This window comes from Streptomyces adustus (assembly GCF_009377175.1).
Lineage (GTDB): Bacteria > Actinomycetota > Actinomycetes > Streptomycetales > Streptomycetaceae > Streptomyces > Streptomyces adustus.
In genome coordinates this window covers 1-18,560 of sequence record NZ_VJZD01000191.1, presented here as the reverse complement: position 1 = coordinate 18,560, position 18,560 = coordinate 1, and the positions used below count along the sequence as shown (strand labels likewise).

Below are 18,560 nucleotides of genomic sequence, written 5' to 3'. Positions count from 1 at the left end.
TTCATAGTGTTTCGGTGGTTATAGCGTGAGGGAAACGCCCGGTTACATTCCGAACCCGGAAGCTAAGCCTCACAGCGCCGATGGTACTGCAGGGGGGACCCTGTGGGAGAGTAGGACGCCGCCGAACTCCTTTTAGAGCTCTGGCTCTTGGGCACCAGCCCAAGGGCCAGAGCTTTTTTGCGTTGAGGTAAGGTCAGTGCGGAATCATCGGCACATTTTCTACTGGAGGCCCCCGGGTGGAGGTCCAGGAGACCCGCGTCCAGACAGACCGGGTCCTCACCATCCCGAACATCCTGAGCATGGCGCGTCTTGCCGGCGTGCCGCTCTTCCTGTGGCTGATCCTCAGGCCCGAGTTCGGAGGGCCGAACAGCGACGGCTGGGCCCTTCTCGTACTGGCGCTCAGTGGCATCAGTGACTATCTGGACGGCAAGCTGGCGCGACGCTGGAACCAGATCAGCAGTCTCGGCCGGCTCCTCGACCCCGCGGCCGACCGGCTCTACATTCTCTCGACATTGGTCGGGCTCACCTGGCGCGAGATTCTCCCGCTCTGGCTGACCGGCATACTTCTCGCGCGCGAGCTGGTTCTGCTGGTCATGGTGGGCATCCTCAGGCGGCACGGCTATCCGCCGCCGCAGGTTAACTTCCTTGGCAAGGCTGCCACCTTCAACCTGATGTACGCCTTCCCGCTGCTCCTCCTGAGTGACGGAAGCGGATGGATCGCGTCAGTCGCGGCTGTTTTCGGATGGGCGTTCGCCGGATGGGGTACAACCCTGTACTGGTGGGCAGGAGTCCTCTACGTGGTTCAGGTCCGCCGTCTCGTTCGTGCGGACGCCATGGCCGACTGAGCTCGCCCTTGGGCGGTAAACAGTGGCTCGATGGCCCGTTGCGGAAAAGTGCGGGACAATCAAGGCGGGTGAAGTCGGCTAGACCGTCGTCTCTTAGAGGAGGACGCTTCCGACATGAAGGCCGTCGTGATGGCCGGAGGCGAAGGCACACGTCTTCGCCCCATGACCTCAAGCATGCCCAAGCCGCTCCTGCCGGTGGCCAACCGGCCGATCATGGAGCACGTTCTGAGGCTGCTCAAAAGGCACGGGCTCAACGAGACCGTCGTAACGGTGCAGTTCCTGGCATCGCTCGTCAAGAACTACTTCGGAGACGGCGAAGAGCTCGGGATGGAGCTCACCTATGCCAATGAGGAGAAGCCACTCGGTACCGCCGGAAGCGTCAAGAACGCCGAGGAAGCATTGAAGGACGATGCTTTCCTCGTCATCTCCGGAGATGCCCTGACCGACTTCGACCTCACCGAGCTGATCAACTTCCACAAGGAAAAGGGCGCGCTGGTCACCGTCTGCCTGACGCGCGTACCCAATCCGCTGGAATTCGGCATCACCATCGTGGACGAGGAAGGCAAGGTCGAACGCTTCCTGGAGAAGCCGACCTGGGGTCAGGTTTTCTCGGACACGGTGAACACGGGCATCTATGTCATGGAGCCCGAGGTCTTCGACTACGTGGAACCCGATGTGCCGGTCGACTGGTCCGGCGATGTCTTCCCGCAGCTGATGAAGGAAGGCAAGCCGATCTACGGCTATATCGCCGAGGGCTACTGGGAGGACGTCGGTACGCACGAGAGCTATGTGAAGGCGCAGGCGGACGTCCTCGAAGGCAAGGTCGACGTCGAACTCGACGGGTTCGAGATTTCCCCGGGCGTATGGGTGGCCGAGGGCGCCGAGGTGCATCCCGACGCCGTGCTCCGCGGCCCCCTCTACATCGGTGACTACGCCAAGGTCGAGGCCGGTGCCGAGATCCGCGAACACACCGTCGTGGGCTCCAACGTCGTAGTGAAGACCGGAGCCTTCATGCACCGGGCCGTGGTGCACGACAACGTGTACGTCGGTCAGCACAGCAATCTGCGCGGCTGCGTGGTCGGCAAGAACACCGACATCATGCGGGCCGCCAGGATCGAGGACGGCGCGGTCATCGGCGACGAGTGCCTGATCGGTGAAGAATCGATCGTGCAGGGCAATGTCCGGGTCTACCCGTTCAAGACCATCGAGGCCGGCGCCTTCGTCAACACATCGGTGATCTGGGAGTCGCGAGGACAGGCCAATCTGTTCGGTGCGCGCGGTGTGTCCGGGATCCTGAACGTCGAGATCACGCCGGAGCTCGCCGTGCGCCTCGCCGGGGCCTACGCGACGACGCTGAAAAAGGGCGCCACGGTCACCACTGCACGTGACCACTCCCGAGGTGCCCGCGCGCTGAAGCGGGCCGTCATCTCCGCGTTGCAGGCCAGCGCCATCGACGTCCGCGACCTGGAGAACGTACCGCTGCCGGTCGCCCGGCAGCAGACCGCGCGCGGCAGTGCGGGCGGGATCATGATCAGGACCTCGCCCGGTGTGCCGGACTCCGTGGACATCATGTTCTTCGACGGACAGGGCGCGGACCTGTCCCAGGCCAGCCAGCGCAAGCTCGACCGGGTGTTCGCGCGGCAGGAGTACCGGCGTGCGTTCCCGGGCGAGATCGGGGACCTGTACTTCCCGGCCAGCGTGTTCGACTCGTACACGGGCTCCCTGCTGCGGAACGTCGACACGACCGGCATCGCCGAGTCCGGTCTGAAGGTCGTCGTCGACGCGTCGAACGGCTCGGCGGGTCTCGTCCTGCCCAGCCTGCTCGGCAAGCTGGGCGTGGACTCGCTGACCATCAACCCCGGTCTGGACGAGTCCAGGCCGACGGAGAGCGCGGAGGTGCGGCGGGCCGGCCTGGTCAGGCTCGGCGAGATCGTCGCGTCCTCCAGGGCCGCGTTCGGCGTGCGGTTCGACCCGGTCGGTGAGCGGCTCTCGCTCGTCGACGAGAAGGGGCGGATCGTGGAGGACGACCGGGCGCTGCTGGTGATGCTCGACCTCGTGGCCGCGGAGCGGCGCAGCGGCCGGGTGGCCCTGCCGGTGACCACGACCCGGATCGCCGAGCAGGTGGCCGCCTACCACGGCACCCAGGTGGAGTGGACGACGACCTCGCCCGACGACCTGACCAGGGTCGGGCGGGACGAGACGACCATCTTCGGTGGGGACGGCAAGGGCGGATTCATCGTTCCCGAGTTCAGCAGCGTCTTCGACGGCACCGCGGCCTTCGTACGGCTGATCGGGCTCGTGGCCCGGACCCAGCTCACGCTGAGCCAGATCGACGCTCGGATCCCGAGGGCGCACGTCCTCAAGCGCGATCTGGCGACTCCGTGGGCCGTCAAGGGACTGGTGATGCGCCGGGTGGTCGAGGAGGCGGGAGACCGCTTCGTGGACACCACGGACGGGGTACGGGTCGTGGAGACCGACGGGCGTTGGGTGATGGTGCTGCCCGATCCGGCCGAGGCGGTCACCCACCTGTGGGCGGAGGGGCCGGACGACGCCTCCGCGCAGGCCCTGCTCGACGAGTGGGCGGCGGTCGTGGACAGCGCCGGCCGCTGACGGCCCGGTACACGCGGGCGTGCCGGACAGGTGTCCCCAAGGGGGTCTGTCCGGCACGTCGGAGGGGCCGTTCGGAGGTATGGGGCGCGACATGCGACGATGTGCGGCATGCCGCAGGAGCCCCCCGTTCGGAGTACACCTACGCGCCCGTCGCGTCCGGACGCGTCCATGTCGCTGCTCACCAACGTCATGGATCACAGCCTGGACGACGGATACGCCGAGGCAGCCGCCCGCAAGAAGGCCGCGGGCGGCGGCGGGCTGCCCAGGACGCTGAGCGCGAAGCTGGGTCTGGCCGGCGGTCTGGTGCTCGCCGCGCTGGTCGTGACGGTCGGCGCGGCGCAGGCCCGGATCGCGGCTCCGGTCGTGGCCAAGGAGCGCCAAGAGCTGATCGACCGCATCGACCGTGAGACGAAGGCGGCGGACGAGCTGGAGGGCACCGTCGACGAACTCCGGGACGACGTGGGCGCACGCCAGCGGGAGGCGCTCCGCGACGACGGCGGCGACAGCCGGGCCGAACTGGTGGGCATTCTCTCCGGCGCCTCCGAGGTGCACGGGCCCGGTGTGAAACTGGTCGTCGACGACGCCAAGGAAGCCACCACCGGAGGAAACGGCGACCCGCGTGAGACCTCCGGGTTCTCCGACACCGGGCGGGTGCGCGACCGGGACATGCAGCGGGTGGTCAACGGGCTGTGGGAGTCGGGCGCCGAGGCGATCTCCATCAACGGACAGCGGCTGACTGCACTGTCGGCGATCAGGGCCGCGGGGGACGCGATACTGGTCGACAACAGGCCGCTGGTACCGCCTTACACGGTGCTCGCGGTGGGGGACGGGAAGCGGCTGAGCAGCAAGTTCCAGGACAGTGCCGACGGCCTGTACCTGAACGCCCTGCAGGAGAACTACGGCATCCGGACCGCCATCTCCACGGAGAGCGACCTTCGGCTGCCTGCCGCACCGAGTGTGATCGTACGTACAGCACAGCCGATATCCGAGAAGGGCACATCGTGATCGCCGTACTGGGCCTCGTCGTGGGAGTCGTGGCCGGCCTTTTGGTCCGCCCTGAGGTTCCGGCGGTCGTCGAGCCTTATCTGCCGATCGCCGTCGTGGCGGCGCTCGACGCCGTCTTCGGAGGTCTGCGGGCCATGCTCGACGGGATCTTCGACGACAAGGTGTTCGTCGTGTCGTTCCTGTCGAACGTGGTCGTGGCGGCCCTGATCGTCTTCCTGGGCGACAAGCTGGGCGTGGGCGCCCAGCTGTCCACGGGCGTCGTGGTCGTCCTCGGCATCCGCATCTTCTCCAACGCCGCGGCCATCCGTCGGCACGTGTTCCGGGCGTGAGACCGACGATGAGCAACCAGGACGAACAGCCTGAGCCGCGCGAGCCCGAGCAGCGTCGGCCCGAGCCCGAGCAGCCCGAGCCGGAGGAGCGTCGGCCCGAGCCCGAGCCCGAGCCCGAGCGGCCCGAGTCGGGGGAGCGTCGGCCCGAGCGTGCGCTCGAGCAGCCTCGGCCCGAGTCCGAGCAGCCTCGGCCGGAGCTCGAGCCCGTGCGGCGCCGGCCCGAGCCGCGTCGGGTCGAGCCCGAGCGGCCGCAGCCTGTGCAGCAGGCTCCCGAGCCGGGTCGGCCCGAGCTTGAGCGGTTGCGCCGGCTGCGGTCCGAGGTGGAGCGGCGCCAGCCGGAGTCGCGTCGGCCCGAGCTCCAGCCCGAGCGACCGCAGCCCGAGCGACCGCAGCCCGAGCGGTCACAGCCGGAGCGGTCACAGCCGGAGGAGCGTCGGCCCGAGCCCGAGCGGACGCGGTCGGACTGGCGTCAGCCTGATCAGCATCGGGTCGAGCCGGAGCCCGAGCGGCCGCAGCCTGGGCAGCAGCGGCCGGAGCCGCGTCGGCCCGAGCCCGAACGCCCCCTGATACAGCGGCCGCAGCCCCGGCCGGAGTGGTCCCGTCCGCAGCCGGAGCGGCCGCAACCCGAGCAGCCGCAGCCTCAGCCTCAGCCGGAGTGGTCCCGTCCGCAGTCCGAGCAGCCGCAGCCTCAGCCGGAGTGGTCGCGGCCCGAGCACGGGCTGCGCAGGGAACTGCCGGACGAGGTGCCCGCGCAGCCTGCCCAGGCCGAGCAGCCGGCCGCCACGGCGGCCGAACCGGTGCTGTCCGGTCGGCAGCGACTGGTGCAGGGGCTGTGGCCGCCGCGCCTGTCGCGGGCCCAACTCATCGTGGCCGTGCTGCTGTTCGGCCTCGGCTTCGGGCTGGCGGTACAGGTGGCGTCGAACAGCGACAGCGACAGCGCGCTGCGCGGCGCACGCCAGGAAGATCTTGTTCGGATCCTCGATGAACTCGATGACCGTACTCAGCGTCTTGAGGACGAGAAGCAAGGTCTCGAGAAGCAGCGCGACGAGCTGGAGAACAGCTCCGACCAGGCCGAGGAGGCCCGTAAGCAGACGCTCGAGAAGGAGCGGCAACTCGGCATCCTCGCGGGCACGGTGGCCGCGCAGGGGCCCGGCATCACGATGACGATCGAGGACAAGAAGGGGACGGTCCAGGCGGACATGCTGCTCGACGCGATCCAGGAACTGCGCGCCGCCGGCGCGGAGGCGATCCAGGTGAACGGGGTGCGCGTGGTCGCAGGCACGTATCTGACAGAGTCCGGGAAGAGCGTGAGCGTCGACGGGAACAAGATCAACGCTCCGTATCGTTTCACTGTCATCGGCAAGCCGCAGGATCTCGAACCGGCGCTCAACATCCCTGGAGGCGTGGTGCAGACACTGGAGAAGGAGCAGGCCACCGTAACCGTCGAGCGTTCGAGCAAGATCGTCGTGAATGCCTTGCGGGCGGCGGAGCGGCCTGACTACGCTCGGTCGTCCTCCCAGTGAACCGGGGGTGCATGGGGGTCGTCGGCCCAGGGCATCAGGTTGCGGGGGGTCGGCGCACCGAATGGGTGGTGCGTGGTGGAAACTGTCTGGTGGATACGGACGTTGTGAAGATGTCCGGGTCGACCGGTGTATTGAGTCAGGGTTCGTCCTGCCCCACGGGCGGGTCTGTTTCGGTCAAGGGGAATCGCCCGTGAAGTTGTTTGCGAAGTTGTTCGGCAAGAGCGCTCGAGAGGGTAGCGACAACGCGACCGCTCGCCATCGCGCACAGCCCGACGCGGACGGCCAGCGGCCGTTGTTCCGGGACCAGGTGGCTGGCCCGGGTGGTGACCTCTCCGGAGGTCAGGGCGCGGCGTCAGTTGACCCTGCCCAGTCCGGCGGCATAGGTTTCGGGCAACCGTCAACCTCAAGTTCGGGTGGAGGGTTTTCCGTGTCGGCCCTGGTGTGTACGAGGTGCGGTCACCGCAACGGCGAGAACAGCCGTTTCTGTTCCAACTGTGGCGCACCGCTGCGCCCCGGTCTGACGCCCGAGCGGGCGTCCGAGACGACGTCCACGATCTCGATCTCGGGGATCGAGGCCTACGACGCCGAGGTCACCGGCCAGACGTCGGTGCCGGCGCTGTCGCCTGAGGCGCAGGCGGCCGTCGACGCACTGCCACTGGGTTCCGCGCTCCTGGTGGTGCGCCGGGGCCCGAACTCGGGCAGCCGCTTCCTCCTGGACGGCGAGCTGACCACGGCCGGGCGGCACCCGCAGAGCGACATCTTCCTCGACGACGTGACGGTCTCGCGTCGGCACGTGGAATTCCGGCGTGGCCAGGACGGCACGTTCACGGTCGCCGACGTGGGCAGCCTCAACGGCACGTACGTCAACCGTGAGCGGATCGACGAGGTCCCGCTGGCCAACGGCGACGAGGTGCAGATCGGCAAGTACCGGCTGGTCTTCTACGCGAGCCAGCGAGGCTACTGACCCTCCCCCGGACTCTGCGTCCGGGGGGACCCCCAGGGAAGGTCCATGCTTCGAACACCGGGCGGCGGTGCCGGGCACGGCACCGCCGAGGCGGACAGCGGGCTGATGAGCATCGGCTCGGTGCTGAACACGCTGCGCGAGGAGTTCCCCGAGGTCACCATCTCCAAGATCCGATTCCTGGAGTCGGAGGGACTCATCGAGCCGCAGCGGACCCCTTCGGGGTACCGCAAGTTCAGCATCAAGGATGTCGAGCGTCTCGGCCATGTCCTGAGGATGCAGCGCGACCACTATCTGCCGCTCAAGGTGATCCGTGAGCACCTGGACGCCATGGAACGCGGTGAGGCCGTACGGCTGCCCGCGCTGGGGCGTCAGCGGGAGGGCGAGGCCGTCCCGGAGGTCTCCGACGGCTTCACCGCGGCCCGGATCGGGCGGGCCGAGCTGCTCGCCGCCGCGGAGGTCGGCGAACGCGAACTGGAGGAGTGGCAGTCCTACGGGCTCATCACCCCGCTGGAGGGCGGAGTGTACGACGCCGAGGCGGTCACGGTCGCCTCGCTCGTCATCGAGCTGGGGCGGTTCGGGATCGAACCCCGCCACCTCAGGCTCATGAAGGCCGCCGCCGATCGCGAGGCCGGGCTGGTGGACCAGGTGGTGGCCCCGCTCAGGCGGCACCGCAACCCGCAGACCAGGGCCCACGCCGAGGAACGTACCAAGGAGCTCGCGGGGCTCGCGGTGAAGCTGCACGCGGCGCTGGTGCAGTCCGCGCTCGGGGTCAGGCTGCCCTGAGCGCCGGGCGGCCCCGGGCCTCCCGGACGGCGTGATCGGGCCCCGTTCCCGGCCCGACTACCCAAACATCCCGGGCACGGCCTAGGGTTGCTGTGTGAACGAGCTCGATGTCGTAGGTGTCCGGGTCGAAATGCCCTCCAACCAACCGATCGTGCTCCTGCGCGAAGTGGGAGGCGACCGTTACCTCCCCATCTGGATCGGGCCGGGGGAGGCGACGGCGATCGCTTTCGCCCAACAGGGCATGGCCCCCGCACGACCGCTGACCCATGACCTGTTCAAGGACGTGCTGGAAGCAGTCGGCCAGGAGCTGACCGAAGTGCGCATCACGGACCTGCGTGAGGGCGTCTTCTACGCGGAGCTGGTGTTCGCCAGCGGGGTCGAGGTCAGTGCCCGTCCGTCCGATGCCATAGCGCTGGCGCTGCGTACCGGGACGCCGATCTACGGCAGCGACACGGTCCTGGACGACGCGGGGATCGCGATCCCGGACGAGCAGGAGGACGAGGTGGAGAAGTTCCGCGAGTTCCTCGACCAGATCTCGCCCGAGGACTTCGGCAGCAGCAGCCAGTAGGCGCTGCGCGGGCGCGTCGTCCAGGTCGGGTGGCGCGCCACGGTGGCGGCAATTGCCAGCGGCCAGTGAGTGCGTCCTACGGCTCCGCCGGAGAGCATTCGGCTAGCCTTTCCCCGCGGTGGGGTACGGGAAACCACTCCTAGGGTGATTATCACTCGGCGTGCCGAGTGTGGCGATCGTTGACGCACCCCTGGTGACTGCCTACCGTCGAGGAGGCAGGTCAAGGACGGAGGTCGGCGTGAGCAGCAGCGGCGGCGGTATGGCTGGGGGTGCCCCCGGACGCGGTCTGGGGGTGAGCGGTCCGTACCCGCTTCACGGCAGCACGGCCGACCATGTTCCGCAGCGACCGTCGGCAGTGCCGAGCAGCGGAGGGGCGACGTCTATGGCGTCCGAGCAGATCGGCTATCGGGGCCCGACGGCCTGCGCGGCCGCCGGCATCACCTACCGGCAGCTCGACTACTGGGCCCGCACCGGCCTGGTCGAACCGAGTGTGCGACCCGCTCACGGGTCCGGGACACAGCGGCTGTACAGCTTCCGAGACGTGGTCGTCCTGAAGATCGTCAAGCGGTTCCTCGACACCGGGGTGTCGTTGCAGAACATCCGTACCGCCGTGCGGCACCTGAAGGAGCGGGGCTTCAGCGATCTGGAGCGCATGACGCTGATGAGCGACGGCGCGACGGTCTACGAGTGCACCTCGCCCGACGAGGTCCACGCGCTGCTCCAGGGCGGGCAGGGTGTCTTCGGGATCGCCGTGGGCGTGGTGTGGCGGGACGTGGAGAGCGCCCTGTCGCAGCTGCACGGGGAGCGGATCGACACCGGGGAGACCCTGGTCGGACCCAACCCGGCCGACGAGCTGGCGCGGCGGCGCAACCGGGCCGTCTGAGCTCCGCCCCGGCGTCCCGCGGGGGCATTGTCAGTGACGTAGGGCAGCATCGGAGATGTGAGAACCGCGCCCACGATCCTGCATCTCGACATGGACGCCTTCTTCGCCTCGGCGGAGCAGGCGTCCAAGCCGAGCCTGCGCGGGAAGGCCGTCGTCGTGGGCGGGATCGGGCCGCGCGGGGTGGTGGCGACCGCTTCGTACGAGGCACGGGTCTTTGGCGTCAACTCGGCGATGCCCACGGCTCAGGCCCGTCGGCTGGTGCCGAACGCGGCCTACCTCGTGCCGCGCTTCGCGTTCTACCGTTCGATCAGCGAGCAGGTGATGGGGCTGCTGCGGGCGCTGTCGCCGTTGGTGGAGCCGCTGAGTCTGGACGAGGCGTTCGTGGACCTGGAGGCCGGTGGGGCGGCCTGGGACACCTCGTCTGCCCGGTCGGCGGGGGTGAAGCTGCGTGCCGACATCCGGGCGGTGACGGGGCTCACGGGGTCCGTGGGGCTGGCCGCGTCGAAGATGCTGGCGAAGATCGCCTCCGAGCAGGCCAAGCCGGACGGTCTGGTGCTGATCGAGCCGGGCACCGAGCGGGCCCTGCTCGGGCCCATGTCGGTGCGGATCCTGCCGGGCGTCGGTCCGGCCACCGGCGACCATCTGCGGCGGGCCGGGATCACCACGGTCGACGAGATCGCCGGGGCCGGGGAGGACGAGCTCGTCCGGCTGCTGGGCAAGGCGCACGGCCACGCGCTGTACGCGATGGCGCTGGCGCACGACGTCCGGCCCGTGGTGGCCGAGCGGGAGGCCAAGTCGGTGTCGGTCGAGGACACGTACGACGTGGACATCCACGACCGGCTGCGGGTCGGGTTCGAGGTGGCGCGGCTGGCCGACCGGTGCGTGCGGCGGCTGCGCGGGGCCGGTCTGTCGGGGCGGACCATCGTGCTGAAGGTGCGGCGGTACGACTTCTCCACCCTGACCCGGTCCGAGACGCTGCGCGGACCCACCGACGATCCGGCCGTCGTGCGGGAGGCGGCGGCCCGGCTGCTCGATTCCGTGGACACCACGGGCGGGGTGCGGCTGCTCGGAGTGGGTGTGTCCGGGCTGGCCGACTACACACAGGAGGACCTGTTCGCGCAGGCGGCCGGTGAACAGGCGGGCGATGCGGAGGAGGAGACGGCCACGGACGAGTCCGTGCCGGAGCCGTCGGAACCGGTCGAGCGGCACTGGCCTGCGGGGCACGACGTACGGCACGCCGAGCACGGGCACGGATGGGTGCAGGGCAGCGGCCTCGGCCGGGTCACCGTCCGGTTCGAGACACCCGACTCGGCACCCGGCCGGGTGCGGACCTTCCGGATCGACGACCCGGACCTGGAACCGGCGGATCCGCTGCCGCTGGTGCGGCGAAGACCGACGGAGGCCGGTACTCCGGAAGCGGTCCGCGACGCCGAGCAGGAGAGGGGTGAGCGTGAGACGGCCGAGGGGGAGCAGGTCGAGGGGGAGACGCTGGACCGGGAACCTCGCGACGGGGAGCCGCTGGACGGAGAGGCGCTGGACGGAGAAGCGCTGGACGGAGAAGCGCTGGACGGAGAGGCGCGCGACACAGAGCCGTACGACGGGGAGCCGTCGGCCGCTGCGGAGCACGCGGCCGGCTGACGGCGGGCTCAAGGGCTGACGGGGCGGAGTCCTGGCGCTCCGGAACGGCCTGGTCCGGCCGGACGCCCGGGCACGTCCGGATCACCGTCATCCGGGATCGCCGGCACCGGGAATGGCCGTCACGAGCGTCCAGTGACCAGAATCACCGTCAGCGGTGACCACCGGGAGGTCGATGAGGGCGCCAGGCCGCCGTCGGCTCCGGCGGGGGACGGACGGTGCGGCCGTGGTGTCAGGTCTCGTCCGGGCCGGCCAGCTTGCCGAAGTCGTGGTCCGGGAAGGGGGGCGGGGCGGCGATGTCGAGGCCGTAGTGGTGGTAGAGCTGGAGTTCCTGTTCGGGGGAGAGGTGACGGCCGACGCCGAAGTCGGGGGCGTCCTTGATCAGAGTGCGGTCGAACGGGACGCGCAGCGCGCCCTCGACCAGTTCGCTGGGTTCGAGCGGAACGAAAGCGTCCCTCGAGAACAGACCGGTACGTATGGCTGCCCACTCCGGTATGCCGGTCGCGTCGTCGAGGTAGACCTCGTCGACGGTGCCGATCTTGGTGCCGTTGCGGTCGAACGCCTTGCGGCCGATCAGGTTGCGCGGATCGATATCGGTCTGCACGGTCCCTCCTCCAGGTCGCAAACTCATCCGTAAGCACTACAAAAGAGCACAAACAGGAAGGTGGCCACTCGAAGACTCCCGTGTTGAGGTCGCTGGTAGTCTGGCAAGCGGCTGCTGACCCCGTGCGGGAGAGTCCTCCGGAGAACACCGGAGGCGCCGAAGGAGCAACTCCTCCCCGGAATCTCTCAGGCTCACGTACCGCACGGACGAGGTCACTCTGGAAAGCAGGACGGGTGTCGACGACCCGCGTCCTCACCGACGGTGAAAGCCGGTGACCCCGTTGCGGGCGAACCGGTGAAGCTCTCAGGTTGAGATGACAGAGGGGGAGGCCGTTCGGGTACCCGCGCCAGGGTGCCCCTCGCAGGTCGCGTCAGACCAGGAGGCCTCCGCAATGACCGCCCACCGCACCCCGCTCTTCGAACTCGAACAGGGCATCCCGTTCGAGCAGCGCCACATCGGGCCCGACCACGAGGCGCGGGCCAAGATGCTGGCCCACGTCGGCTACGGCTCGCTGGACGACCTCACGGCGGCCGCGGTGCCGGATGTGATCAAGAACGCAGACGCCCTCGACCTGCCGGGCGCGCGTACCGAGCCCGAGGTGCTGGCCGAGCTGCGCTCCCTGGCCGACCGCAACCAGGTCCTCGGCTCGATGATCGGCCTCGGTTACTACGGGACCTTCACGCCGCCCGTCATCCTGCGCAACGTGATGGAGAACCCGGCCTGGTACACGGCGTACACGCCGTACCAGCCGGAGATCTCGCAGGGCCGTCTGGAAGCCCTGCTGAACTTCCAGACCATGGTGGCCGAACTCACCGGCCTGCCGACCTCCGGCGCCTCGCTGCTCGACGAGGGCACGGCCGCCGCCGAGGCGATGGCGCTGTCCCTGCGCATGGGCAAGAACAAGAAGGGCCTGTTCCTGGTCGACGCGGACGCCCTGCCGCAGACCATCGCAGTGATCGAGACCCGCGCCGAGCCGACCGGCGTCGAGGTGGTCGTCGCCGACCTCAGCGACGGCATCCCGGCCGAGATCGCCGAGCGCGAGATCAACGGCGTGCTCCTCCAGTACCCGGGCGCCTCCGGTGCCGTGCGCGACCTCAAGCCGGTCATCGACCAGGCCCACGGGCTGGGCGCGCTGGTCACGGTCGCCGCCGACCTGCTCGCGCTGACGCTGCTCACCTCGCCCGGCGAGCTGGGCGCGGACATCGCGGTCGGCACCACCCAGCGCTTCGGCGTGCCGATGGGCTTCGGCGGGCCGCACGCCGGCTACATGGCGGTGCACGAGAAGTTCGCGCGCAGCCTGCCCGGCCGCCTCGTCGGCGTCTCCGTCGACGCCGACGGCAACCGGGCCTACCGTCTCGCCCTTCAGACGCGTGAGCAGCACATCCGCCGGGAGAAGGCGACCAGCAACATCTGCACCGCGCAGGTGCTGCTTGCCGTGATGGCGGGCATGTACGCGGTCTACCACGGGCCCGACGGCCTGAAGGCGATCGCGGCCCGCACCCACCGCTACGCCACGCTCCTCGCCGCGGGCCTCACCGCCGGCGGTGTCGAGGTCGTGCACGGCTCCTACTTCGACACGCTCACCGCGCGGGTCCCGGGCCGGGCCGCCGAGACCGTGGCCGCCGCGCGCGAGCGCGGGGTCAACCTGCACCTCGTCGACGTCGACCAGGTGTCGCTGTCCTGCGACGAGACCACCACGCGCGCGCAGCTCGCCGCCGTGTGGACCGCGTTCGGGGTCGAGGCCGACATCGAGGCGCTGGACGCGGCCACCGAGGAGGCCCTGCCGGCCGCGCTGCTGCGCACCGACGCCTACCTGACCCACCCGGTCTTCCACCAGCACCGCTCGGAGACCGCGATGCTGCGCTACCTGCGCAGGCTCTCCGACCGCGACTACGCGCTCGACCGGGGCATGATCCCGCTGGGCTCCTGCACCATGAAGCTCAATGCGACCACGGAGATGGAGCCGGTCACCTGGCCCGAATTCGGCCAGCTGCACCCCTTCGCGCCCGCCGAGCAGGCGCAGGGCTACCTCACGCTCATCCGTGAGCTGGAGGAGCGGCTCGCCGAGGTCACCGGCTACGACAAGGTGTCCCTCCAGCCCAACGCCGGCTCGCAGGGCGAGCTGGCCGGTCTGCTCGCGGTGCGCGGCTACCACCGGGCCAACGGCGACGACCAGCGGACCGTCTGCCTGATCCCGTCCTCCGCGCACGGCACCAACGCCGCCAGCGCCGTCATGGCCGGCATGAAGGTAGTCGTCGTGAAGACCGCCGAGGACGGCGAGATCGACGTCGAGGACCTCCGGGCGAAGATCGAGCAGCACCGCGAGCAGCTGTCGGTGCTGATGATCACGTACCCCTCCACGCACGGTGTGTTCGAGGAGCACGTCGCCGACATCTGCGCGCAGGTGCACGAGGCGGGCGGCCAGGTCTACGTCGACGGGGCCAACCTCAACGCGCTCGTGGGGCTCGCCAAGCCGGGGCACTTCGGCGGCGACGTCTCGCACCTGAACCTGCACAAGACGTTCTGCATCCCGCACGGCGGCGGCGGTCCCGGCGTCGGCCCCGTGGGCGTGCGGTCGCACCTCGCGCCGTACCTGCCCAACCACCCGATGCAGCCCGCGGCCGGTCCGGAGACCGGTGTCGGCCCGATCTCGGCGGCCCCGTGGGGTTCCGCGGGCATCCTGCCGATCTCGTGGGCGTACGTCCGCCTGATGGGCGGCGAGGGGCTCAAGCGGGCCACGCAGGTGGCGGTGCTCTCCGCCAACTACATCGCCAAGCGCCTGGAGCCGCACTACCCGGTGCTCTACACCGGCCCCGGCGGTCTGGTCGCGCACGAGTGCATCATCGACCTGCGGCCGCTGACCAAGGCGACCGGCGTGAGCGTCGACGACGTCGCCAAGCGGCTGATCGACTACGGCTTCCACGCGCCGACGATGTCGTTCCCGGTGGCCGGGACGCTGATGATCGAGCCGACCGAGTCCGAGGACCTGATCGAGCTGGACCGTTTCTGCGACGCGATGATCGCGATCCGCGCGGAGATCGAGAAGGTCGGCTCGGGCGACTGGCCGGCCGGTGACAACCCGCTGAGCAACGCCCCGCACACCGCCGCCGCGCTCGGCGGGGAGTGGGAGCACGCCTACAGCCGCGAGGAGGCCGTCTTCCCGGCCGGTGTCTCGGCCGCCGACAAGTACTGGCCGCCGGTGCGCCGGATCGACCAGGCCTTCGGTGACCGCAACCTGGTCTGCTCGTGCCCGCCGATGGACGCGTACGACGACTGAGCACCCGGCCGGCCCACGGGCCGGTGAAGGCCGGTCCGCCCGGTCCCCACGCCCTCGTCAAGGGGTGCGGGGACCGGGCGGACCGGGTTCGGGACTTCGGCACCGCCGCTCGGCGGCGGATGCCAAGGGGCTCCGCTCCGGCCGACACGGCCGGGGAGGAGCCCCCTTTTGCGTCACACGGACGCGGCCCTGCTATCTGGACGGACCCGCACGGCTTCTTCTGGCCGCAGACCCGGCCCGGTCCGAGCCCCTTTTCCGGGCAGGCCGTCGGGCCGGGGCCACGGCCGCGGCCCTCCCTGTCAGCCGGCGTCCGGGGCGAGCAACCGGTGCACGGAGCGCACGGCGAACGAGGCGGCTTCCTCGGGATCGCCGCCCTGGTCGATCCTGCGGATGCACGCGTCGACGACCGCCTGGATCACCGCTGTGGTGAGTTCGGGCTGCGCCGAACCGAGTTCGGCGACCACACCCTCCAGCGCACTGTGCAGCGCCCCGTGCAGCTCCCTGACCCGCTGCCGGACGCGATCGGACAGCGAGCCGCGGGACAGCGACGCGCGCCAGCCGTGGGTGCCGCGGGCTGCCTGCTCGATATTCGCCCGCACGTACGCGGCGGCCCGGGCCTGGGGTGTGGTCTCGGCGGCGATGGCGTCCTCGACGGCGGTGGTCCAGGCGGGGAACTCGCGGGTCACGACGAGTTCGAGCAGGTCTTCTATGGAGTCGAAGTACCGGTAGATGCTGTTGCGGGCGATGCCGGCCCGCGCGGCGACCGCGCCGGCGGTGAGGCTCTGCACGCCGTCCTCGTTCAGGATCGCCTCGGCCGCGTCGATCAGCTGAGCCAGCCGCTGGGCCCGGTGCTCATGGACACTACCGGCTTCGATCTTGGGCATTCTCTCCGCTCCGCCTCGGGCGCTGCGCCGTCTCCGGCCAATCTACCCCCGTGTCCGGGGTGCCGAGGAGGCCCGTGTTAGCTTGACGGCAACTTAGAGACACCCCTGTCGCTAAGTTCTGTCCGTGCTTCCGGCCGAAGGCTTTCCGATGCAACCGATGTACTCCCGCATGCTCCGATGTCTCCTGGGATCAAGAAGACGTGCCGCCATGGTGGTGGCGTTCTGGGTACTGATCGCGGGCCTCCTCGCCGGGGCTGCTCCCGCTCTGAAATCCGTCGAGGACAACGCCTCCGCCAACCTTCCACCCGCCGCCTCCGACTCCATGAAGGCCCGCGACCTCGTCCGCGCGCAGACGCCGGGCCAGGACGCGACGCCGGCGATCATCGTGGTGCACGGTGACGGCCACGATGCCGCGGCAGGCGCCGCAGAGGCCGTCACCCGCATCACCTCGGCCCTCTCGGGAACCGCCCGGCCCGACCACGTCGCGAGCGTGATCTCCACGGTGACCGCTCCCGCCGCCGCGGCCGATCTGGTCTCGCGGGACCGCGGCGCCCAGCTGGTCATCGTGCCCATGACCGGAAGCCCCTCGGACAAGTCCTTCCAGAACGCCGTCGACGAGGTCCGTGCCCTCGCGGCCGACCGCGCGGGCCCCACCGAAGTCGCCGTGACCGGCCCCGCCGGGATCGCCACCGACACCGTGAAGGTCTTCAGCGGCGGCGACAAGGTCATGCTCCTGGCCACCATCCTGCTCGTCCTCGCCATCCTCCTGGCCATCTACCGCTCACCCCTGATGGCCCTCGTGCCCCTCCTCGCCGTCGGCGTGGCCATGCGCGTGGCGGAGACGACCGGCGCGCTCCTCGCGGACGCCGGAATCATCACGGTCAGCTCCCAGACCGCCTCGATCATGACCGTGCTGCTGTTCGGAGTGGGCACGGACTACGCGCTGATCATCACCGCCCGCTACCGCGAGGCCCTCCTCGACGAGCCGGACCGTCCGCGCGCGATGCAGACCGCGGTGAGCCGGACGGCCGAATCCGTCCTGGCCAGCGCATCGACCATCGTGCTCGCCATGTTCGCCCTGCTCGTGGCCGTCTCCCCGGCACTGCACGGCTTCGGGCCCTACCTCGCTCTCGGCGTGGCCGTCATGGCACTGGTGGCGTTCACCTTCATCCCCGCCCTGGTCCTGCTGCTGGGCGGGAGCGTCTTCTGGCCGGGGGGCGTGGCCGAAGCCGCCGAACGAAGCCGTGGTACGGGCATCTGGCACCGCGTCGCCGCTCTCGTCGCCCGGGCCCCGGTCCGGGTGATCACAGCCGTGCTCGCGCTGCTCGTGGTGATGAGCACCGGGTTGCTCGGCTACCGCGAGAGCTTCAACACGCTCAGCGGCTTCCGCGCCGCCACCGAGTCGGAGCGCGGGCAGCACCTCGTCCAGGAGCAGTTCGGCCCGGGTGAGATCGCGCCCAGCACCGTCGTCGTCCAGTCCCGGGACGACCTGCGCTCCAGCACCGCGCCCGCCGGCATCGCCGCCGCGCTCGCCCGCGCCGACGACGTCAGCCGGGTCGGACAGCACCCCCGCTTCGGAGACGACGGCAGGACCGTCTTCTACGACGTCGTCCTCGACCTCGACCCGTACAGCTCCAAGGCGCTCGACGCCATCGGTCCGCTCAGGGAGACCGCGCAGGCCGCGGCCGACGCCGCCGACGTGCAGGACGTCACGGTGCTCGTCGCGGGAGAGACGGCGCAGACCGCCGACATCCGCTCCGCGCTCGACCGCGACACGAAACTCCTCGTGCTCCTGGTCCTGGCCATCGTCACAGCGGTCCTGATCCTCCTGCTGCGCTCGCTTCTCGCGCCGCTCTACCTGGTGGCCACGCTCCTCCTGTCCTTCCTGGCCACCCTGGGCGCCACCACCTTCGTCACCGTCACCGTCCTCGGTGACGAAGGCATCGGCAACCGCGTCACCGCCTACATCTTCGTCTTCCTCATCGCACTCGGCGTCGACTACAACATCTTCATCATGAGCCGGTTCAAGCAGGAGCTGCGCACCCTGCCCCCGGCCAAGGCCATCAGCGCCGCCCTCACGCGCACCGGCGGCGTCGTCTCCTCGGCGGGCCTCATCCTCGCGGCGACCTTCACGGTCCTGATGACCCAGCCGATCCGCGAACTGTTCCAGTTCGGCTTCGCCATGGCCTTCGGCGTCCTGCTGGACACCTTCCTCATCCGGCCGCTCCTGGTCCCCGCCATCGTCCGCCTTCTCGGTGACCACGCCCTGTGGCCCGCACGTCCCCGCCGCAAGACACCTCCCGCGCCCGCCGTGGCCACGCCCGCCGACGGCACCGCGATCCCGACAGGGCGCCTGCTGCGCGCCTTCACCCGGATCGCGGTCATCGAGGCATGCACCTGGGGCGGCCTGCTGATCGGGATGTACTTCAAGTACATCCCGAAGACCACCGAACTCGGCGTACGGCTCTTCGGAACACTCCACGGAGCCGCCTTCGTCGCCTATGTACTCCTGACCGTCCTCGTGGCGATCCGGCTGAAGTGGCGGCTGGGCCGGACGACGCTCTTCGCCCTGCTGGCCGCCGTACCGCCGTTCATGACCGTGGCATTCGAGATGTGGGCCCGCCGTACCGGTCGGCTCACCGAGCCGATC

The 18,560-nt window shown here is 69.9% G+C and carries 13 protein-coding genes, 1 rRNA gene, 1 pseudogene and 1 riboswitch; of the genes and pseudogenes, 13 read left to right on the top strand and 2 right to left on the bottom strand.

Features of this window, described 5'->3' with window-relative positions; all coding sequences use genetic code 11:
• The first annotated feature begins 10 nt into the window (after window positions 1-10).
• The 11 genes and pseudogenes from rrf to FNH09_RS33655 form a co-directional block, all read left to right on the top strand.
• Window positions 11-127, top strand: a 5S ribosomal RNA gene (gene rrf / locus FNH09_RS33705).
• Between the two features lie 109 nt (window positions 128-236).
• The gene (gene clsA / locus FNH09_RS33700; RefSeq protein ID WP_162469492.1) at window positions 237-845 is read left to right on the top strand and encodes a cardiolipin synthase ClsA; all 609 of its coding nucleotides are present in this window, start codon (window positions 237-239) and stop codon (window positions 843-845) included.
• Window positions 846-959: 114 nt separating this feature from the next.
• On the top strand, window positions 960-3,455 hold the full coding sequence (locus FNH09_RS33695; RefSeq protein WP_152893697.1) for a mannose-1-phosphate guanyltransferase: 2,496 nt from the start codon (window positions 960-962) through the stop codon (window positions 3,453-3,455).
• A gap of 168 nt (window positions 3,456-3,623) precedes the next feature.
• A complete protein-coding gene (locus FNH09_RS33690; RefSeq protein ID WP_162469491.1) occupies window positions 3,624-4,460 on the top strand; it encodes a DUF881 domain-containing protein in 837 nt (278 codons plus the stop codon).
• Entirely contained in the window at window positions 4,457-4,789 is a 333-nt protein-coding gene (locus FNH09_RS33685; protein ID WP_003988855.1) for a small basic family protein, read from the top strand. The genes FNH09_RS33690 and FNH09_RS33685 overlap by 4 nt, the downstream gene beginning before the upstream one ends.
• Before the next feature lie 719 nt (window positions 4,790-5,508).
• Window positions 5,509-6,312 carry a DUF881 domain-containing protein gene (locus FNH09_RS33680; protein WP_202919806.1) on the top strand — a complete coding sequence of 268 codons (804 nt, stop codon included), beginning with the start codon at window positions 5,509-5,511 and terminating at the stop codon, window positions 6,310-6,312.
• A gap of 61 nt (window positions 6,313-6,373) precedes the next feature.
• A complete protein-coding gene (locus FNH09_RS33675) occupies window positions 6,374-7,276 on the top strand; it encodes an FHA domain-containing protein (RefSeq protein WP_152893695.1) in 903 nt (300 codons plus the stop codon).
• A 45-nt stretch (window positions 7,277-7,321) separates the two neighbouring features.
• Window positions 7,322-8,059 (top strand): transcriptional regulator FtsR, encoded by a 738-nt coding sequence (ftsR, locus tag FNH09_RS33670; protein WP_152893694.1) that lies wholly within the window; start codon window positions 7,322-7,324, stop codon window positions 8,057-8,059.
• 94 nt (window positions 8,060-8,153) lie between these two features.
• Window positions 8,154-8,627, top strand: coding sequence for a bifunctional nuclease family protein (locus tag FNH09_RS33665; RefSeq protein ID WP_003988851.1), 474 nt, complete (start codon window positions 8,154-8,156; stop codon window positions 8,625-8,627).
• Between the two features lie 238 nt (window positions 8,628-8,865).
• Window positions 8,866-9,510, top strand: coding sequence for a MerR family transcriptional regulator (locus tag FNH09_RS33660; protein WP_338017766.1), 645 nt, complete (start codon window positions 8,866-8,868; stop codon window positions 9,508-9,510).
• Window positions 9,511-9,567: 57 nt separating this feature from the next.
• Window positions 9,568-10,929, top strand: a pseudogene (locus FNH09_RS33655) (DNA polymerase IV); the annotation flags it as partial.
• Window positions 10,930-11,377: 448 nt separating this feature from the next.
• On the opposite strand, the gene FNH09_RS33650 reads toward FNH09_RS33655, so the two are convergent.
• Entirely contained in the window at window positions 11,378-11,749 is a 372-nt protein-coding gene (locus FNH09_RS33650; protein ID WP_338017764.1) for a PRC-barrel domain-containing protein, read from the bottom strand.
• A gap of 115 nt (window positions 11,750-11,864) precedes the next feature.
• Window positions 11,865-11,960: riboswitch (glycine riboswitch) on the top strand.
• A gap of 180 nt (window positions 11,961-12,140) precedes the next feature.
• Here FNH09_RS33650 and gcvP point away from each other — a divergent pair.
• Window positions 12,141-15,026, top strand: a complete 2,886-nt coding sequence (gcvP, locus tag FNH09_RS33645) for an aminomethyl-transferring glycine dehydrogenase (RefSeq protein ID WP_152893692.1) — start codon at window positions 12,141-12,143, stop codon at window positions 15,024-15,026.
• Between the two features lie 299 nt (window positions 15,027-15,325).
• Here the strand turns inward: gcvP and FNH09_RS33640 are convergent, their stop codons facing one another.
• Window positions 15,326-15,910 (bottom strand): TetR/AcrR family transcriptional regulator, encoded by a 585-nt coding sequence (locus tag FNH09_RS33640; RefSeq protein WP_152893691.1) that lies wholly within the window; start codon window positions 15,908-15,910, stop codon window positions 15,326-15,328.
• 208 nt (window positions 15,911-16,118) lie between these two features.
• On the opposite strand from FNH09_RS33640, the gene FNH09_RS33635 reads away from it, so the two are divergent.
• The coding region (locus tag FNH09_RS33635) for an MMPL family transporter (RefSeq protein WP_238427271.1) at window positions 16,119-18,560 on the top strand (2,442 nt) is incomplete at its 3' end.

Excerpts from the sequence above, each read along its gene's own strand:
- FNH09_RS33695 (WP_152893697.1), top strand. The coding sequence starts at position 960 with ATGAAGGCCGTCGTGATGGCCGGAGGCGAAGGCACACGTCTTCGCCCC.
- FNH09_RS33690 (WP_162469491.1), top strand. The coding sequence starts at position 3,624 with ATGTCGCTGCTCACCAACGTCATGGATCACAGCCTGGACGACGGATAC.
- FNH09_RS33675 (WP_152893695.1), top strand. The coding sequence starts at position 6,374 with ATGGGTGGTGCGTGGTGGAAACTGTCTGGTGGATACGGACGTTGTGAA.
- ftsR (WP_152893694.1), top strand. The coding sequence starts at position 7,322 with ATGCTTCGAACACCGGGCGGCGGTGCCGGGCACGGCACCGCCGAGGCG.
- gcvP (WP_152893692.1), top strand. The coding sequence starts at position 12,141 with ATGACCGCCCACCGCACCCCGCTCTTCGAACTCGAACAGGGCATCCCG.
- FNH09_RS33640 (WP_152893691.1), bottom strand. The coding sequence starts at position 15,910 with ATGCCCAAGATCGAAGCCGGTAGTGTCCATGAGCACCGGGCCCAGCGG.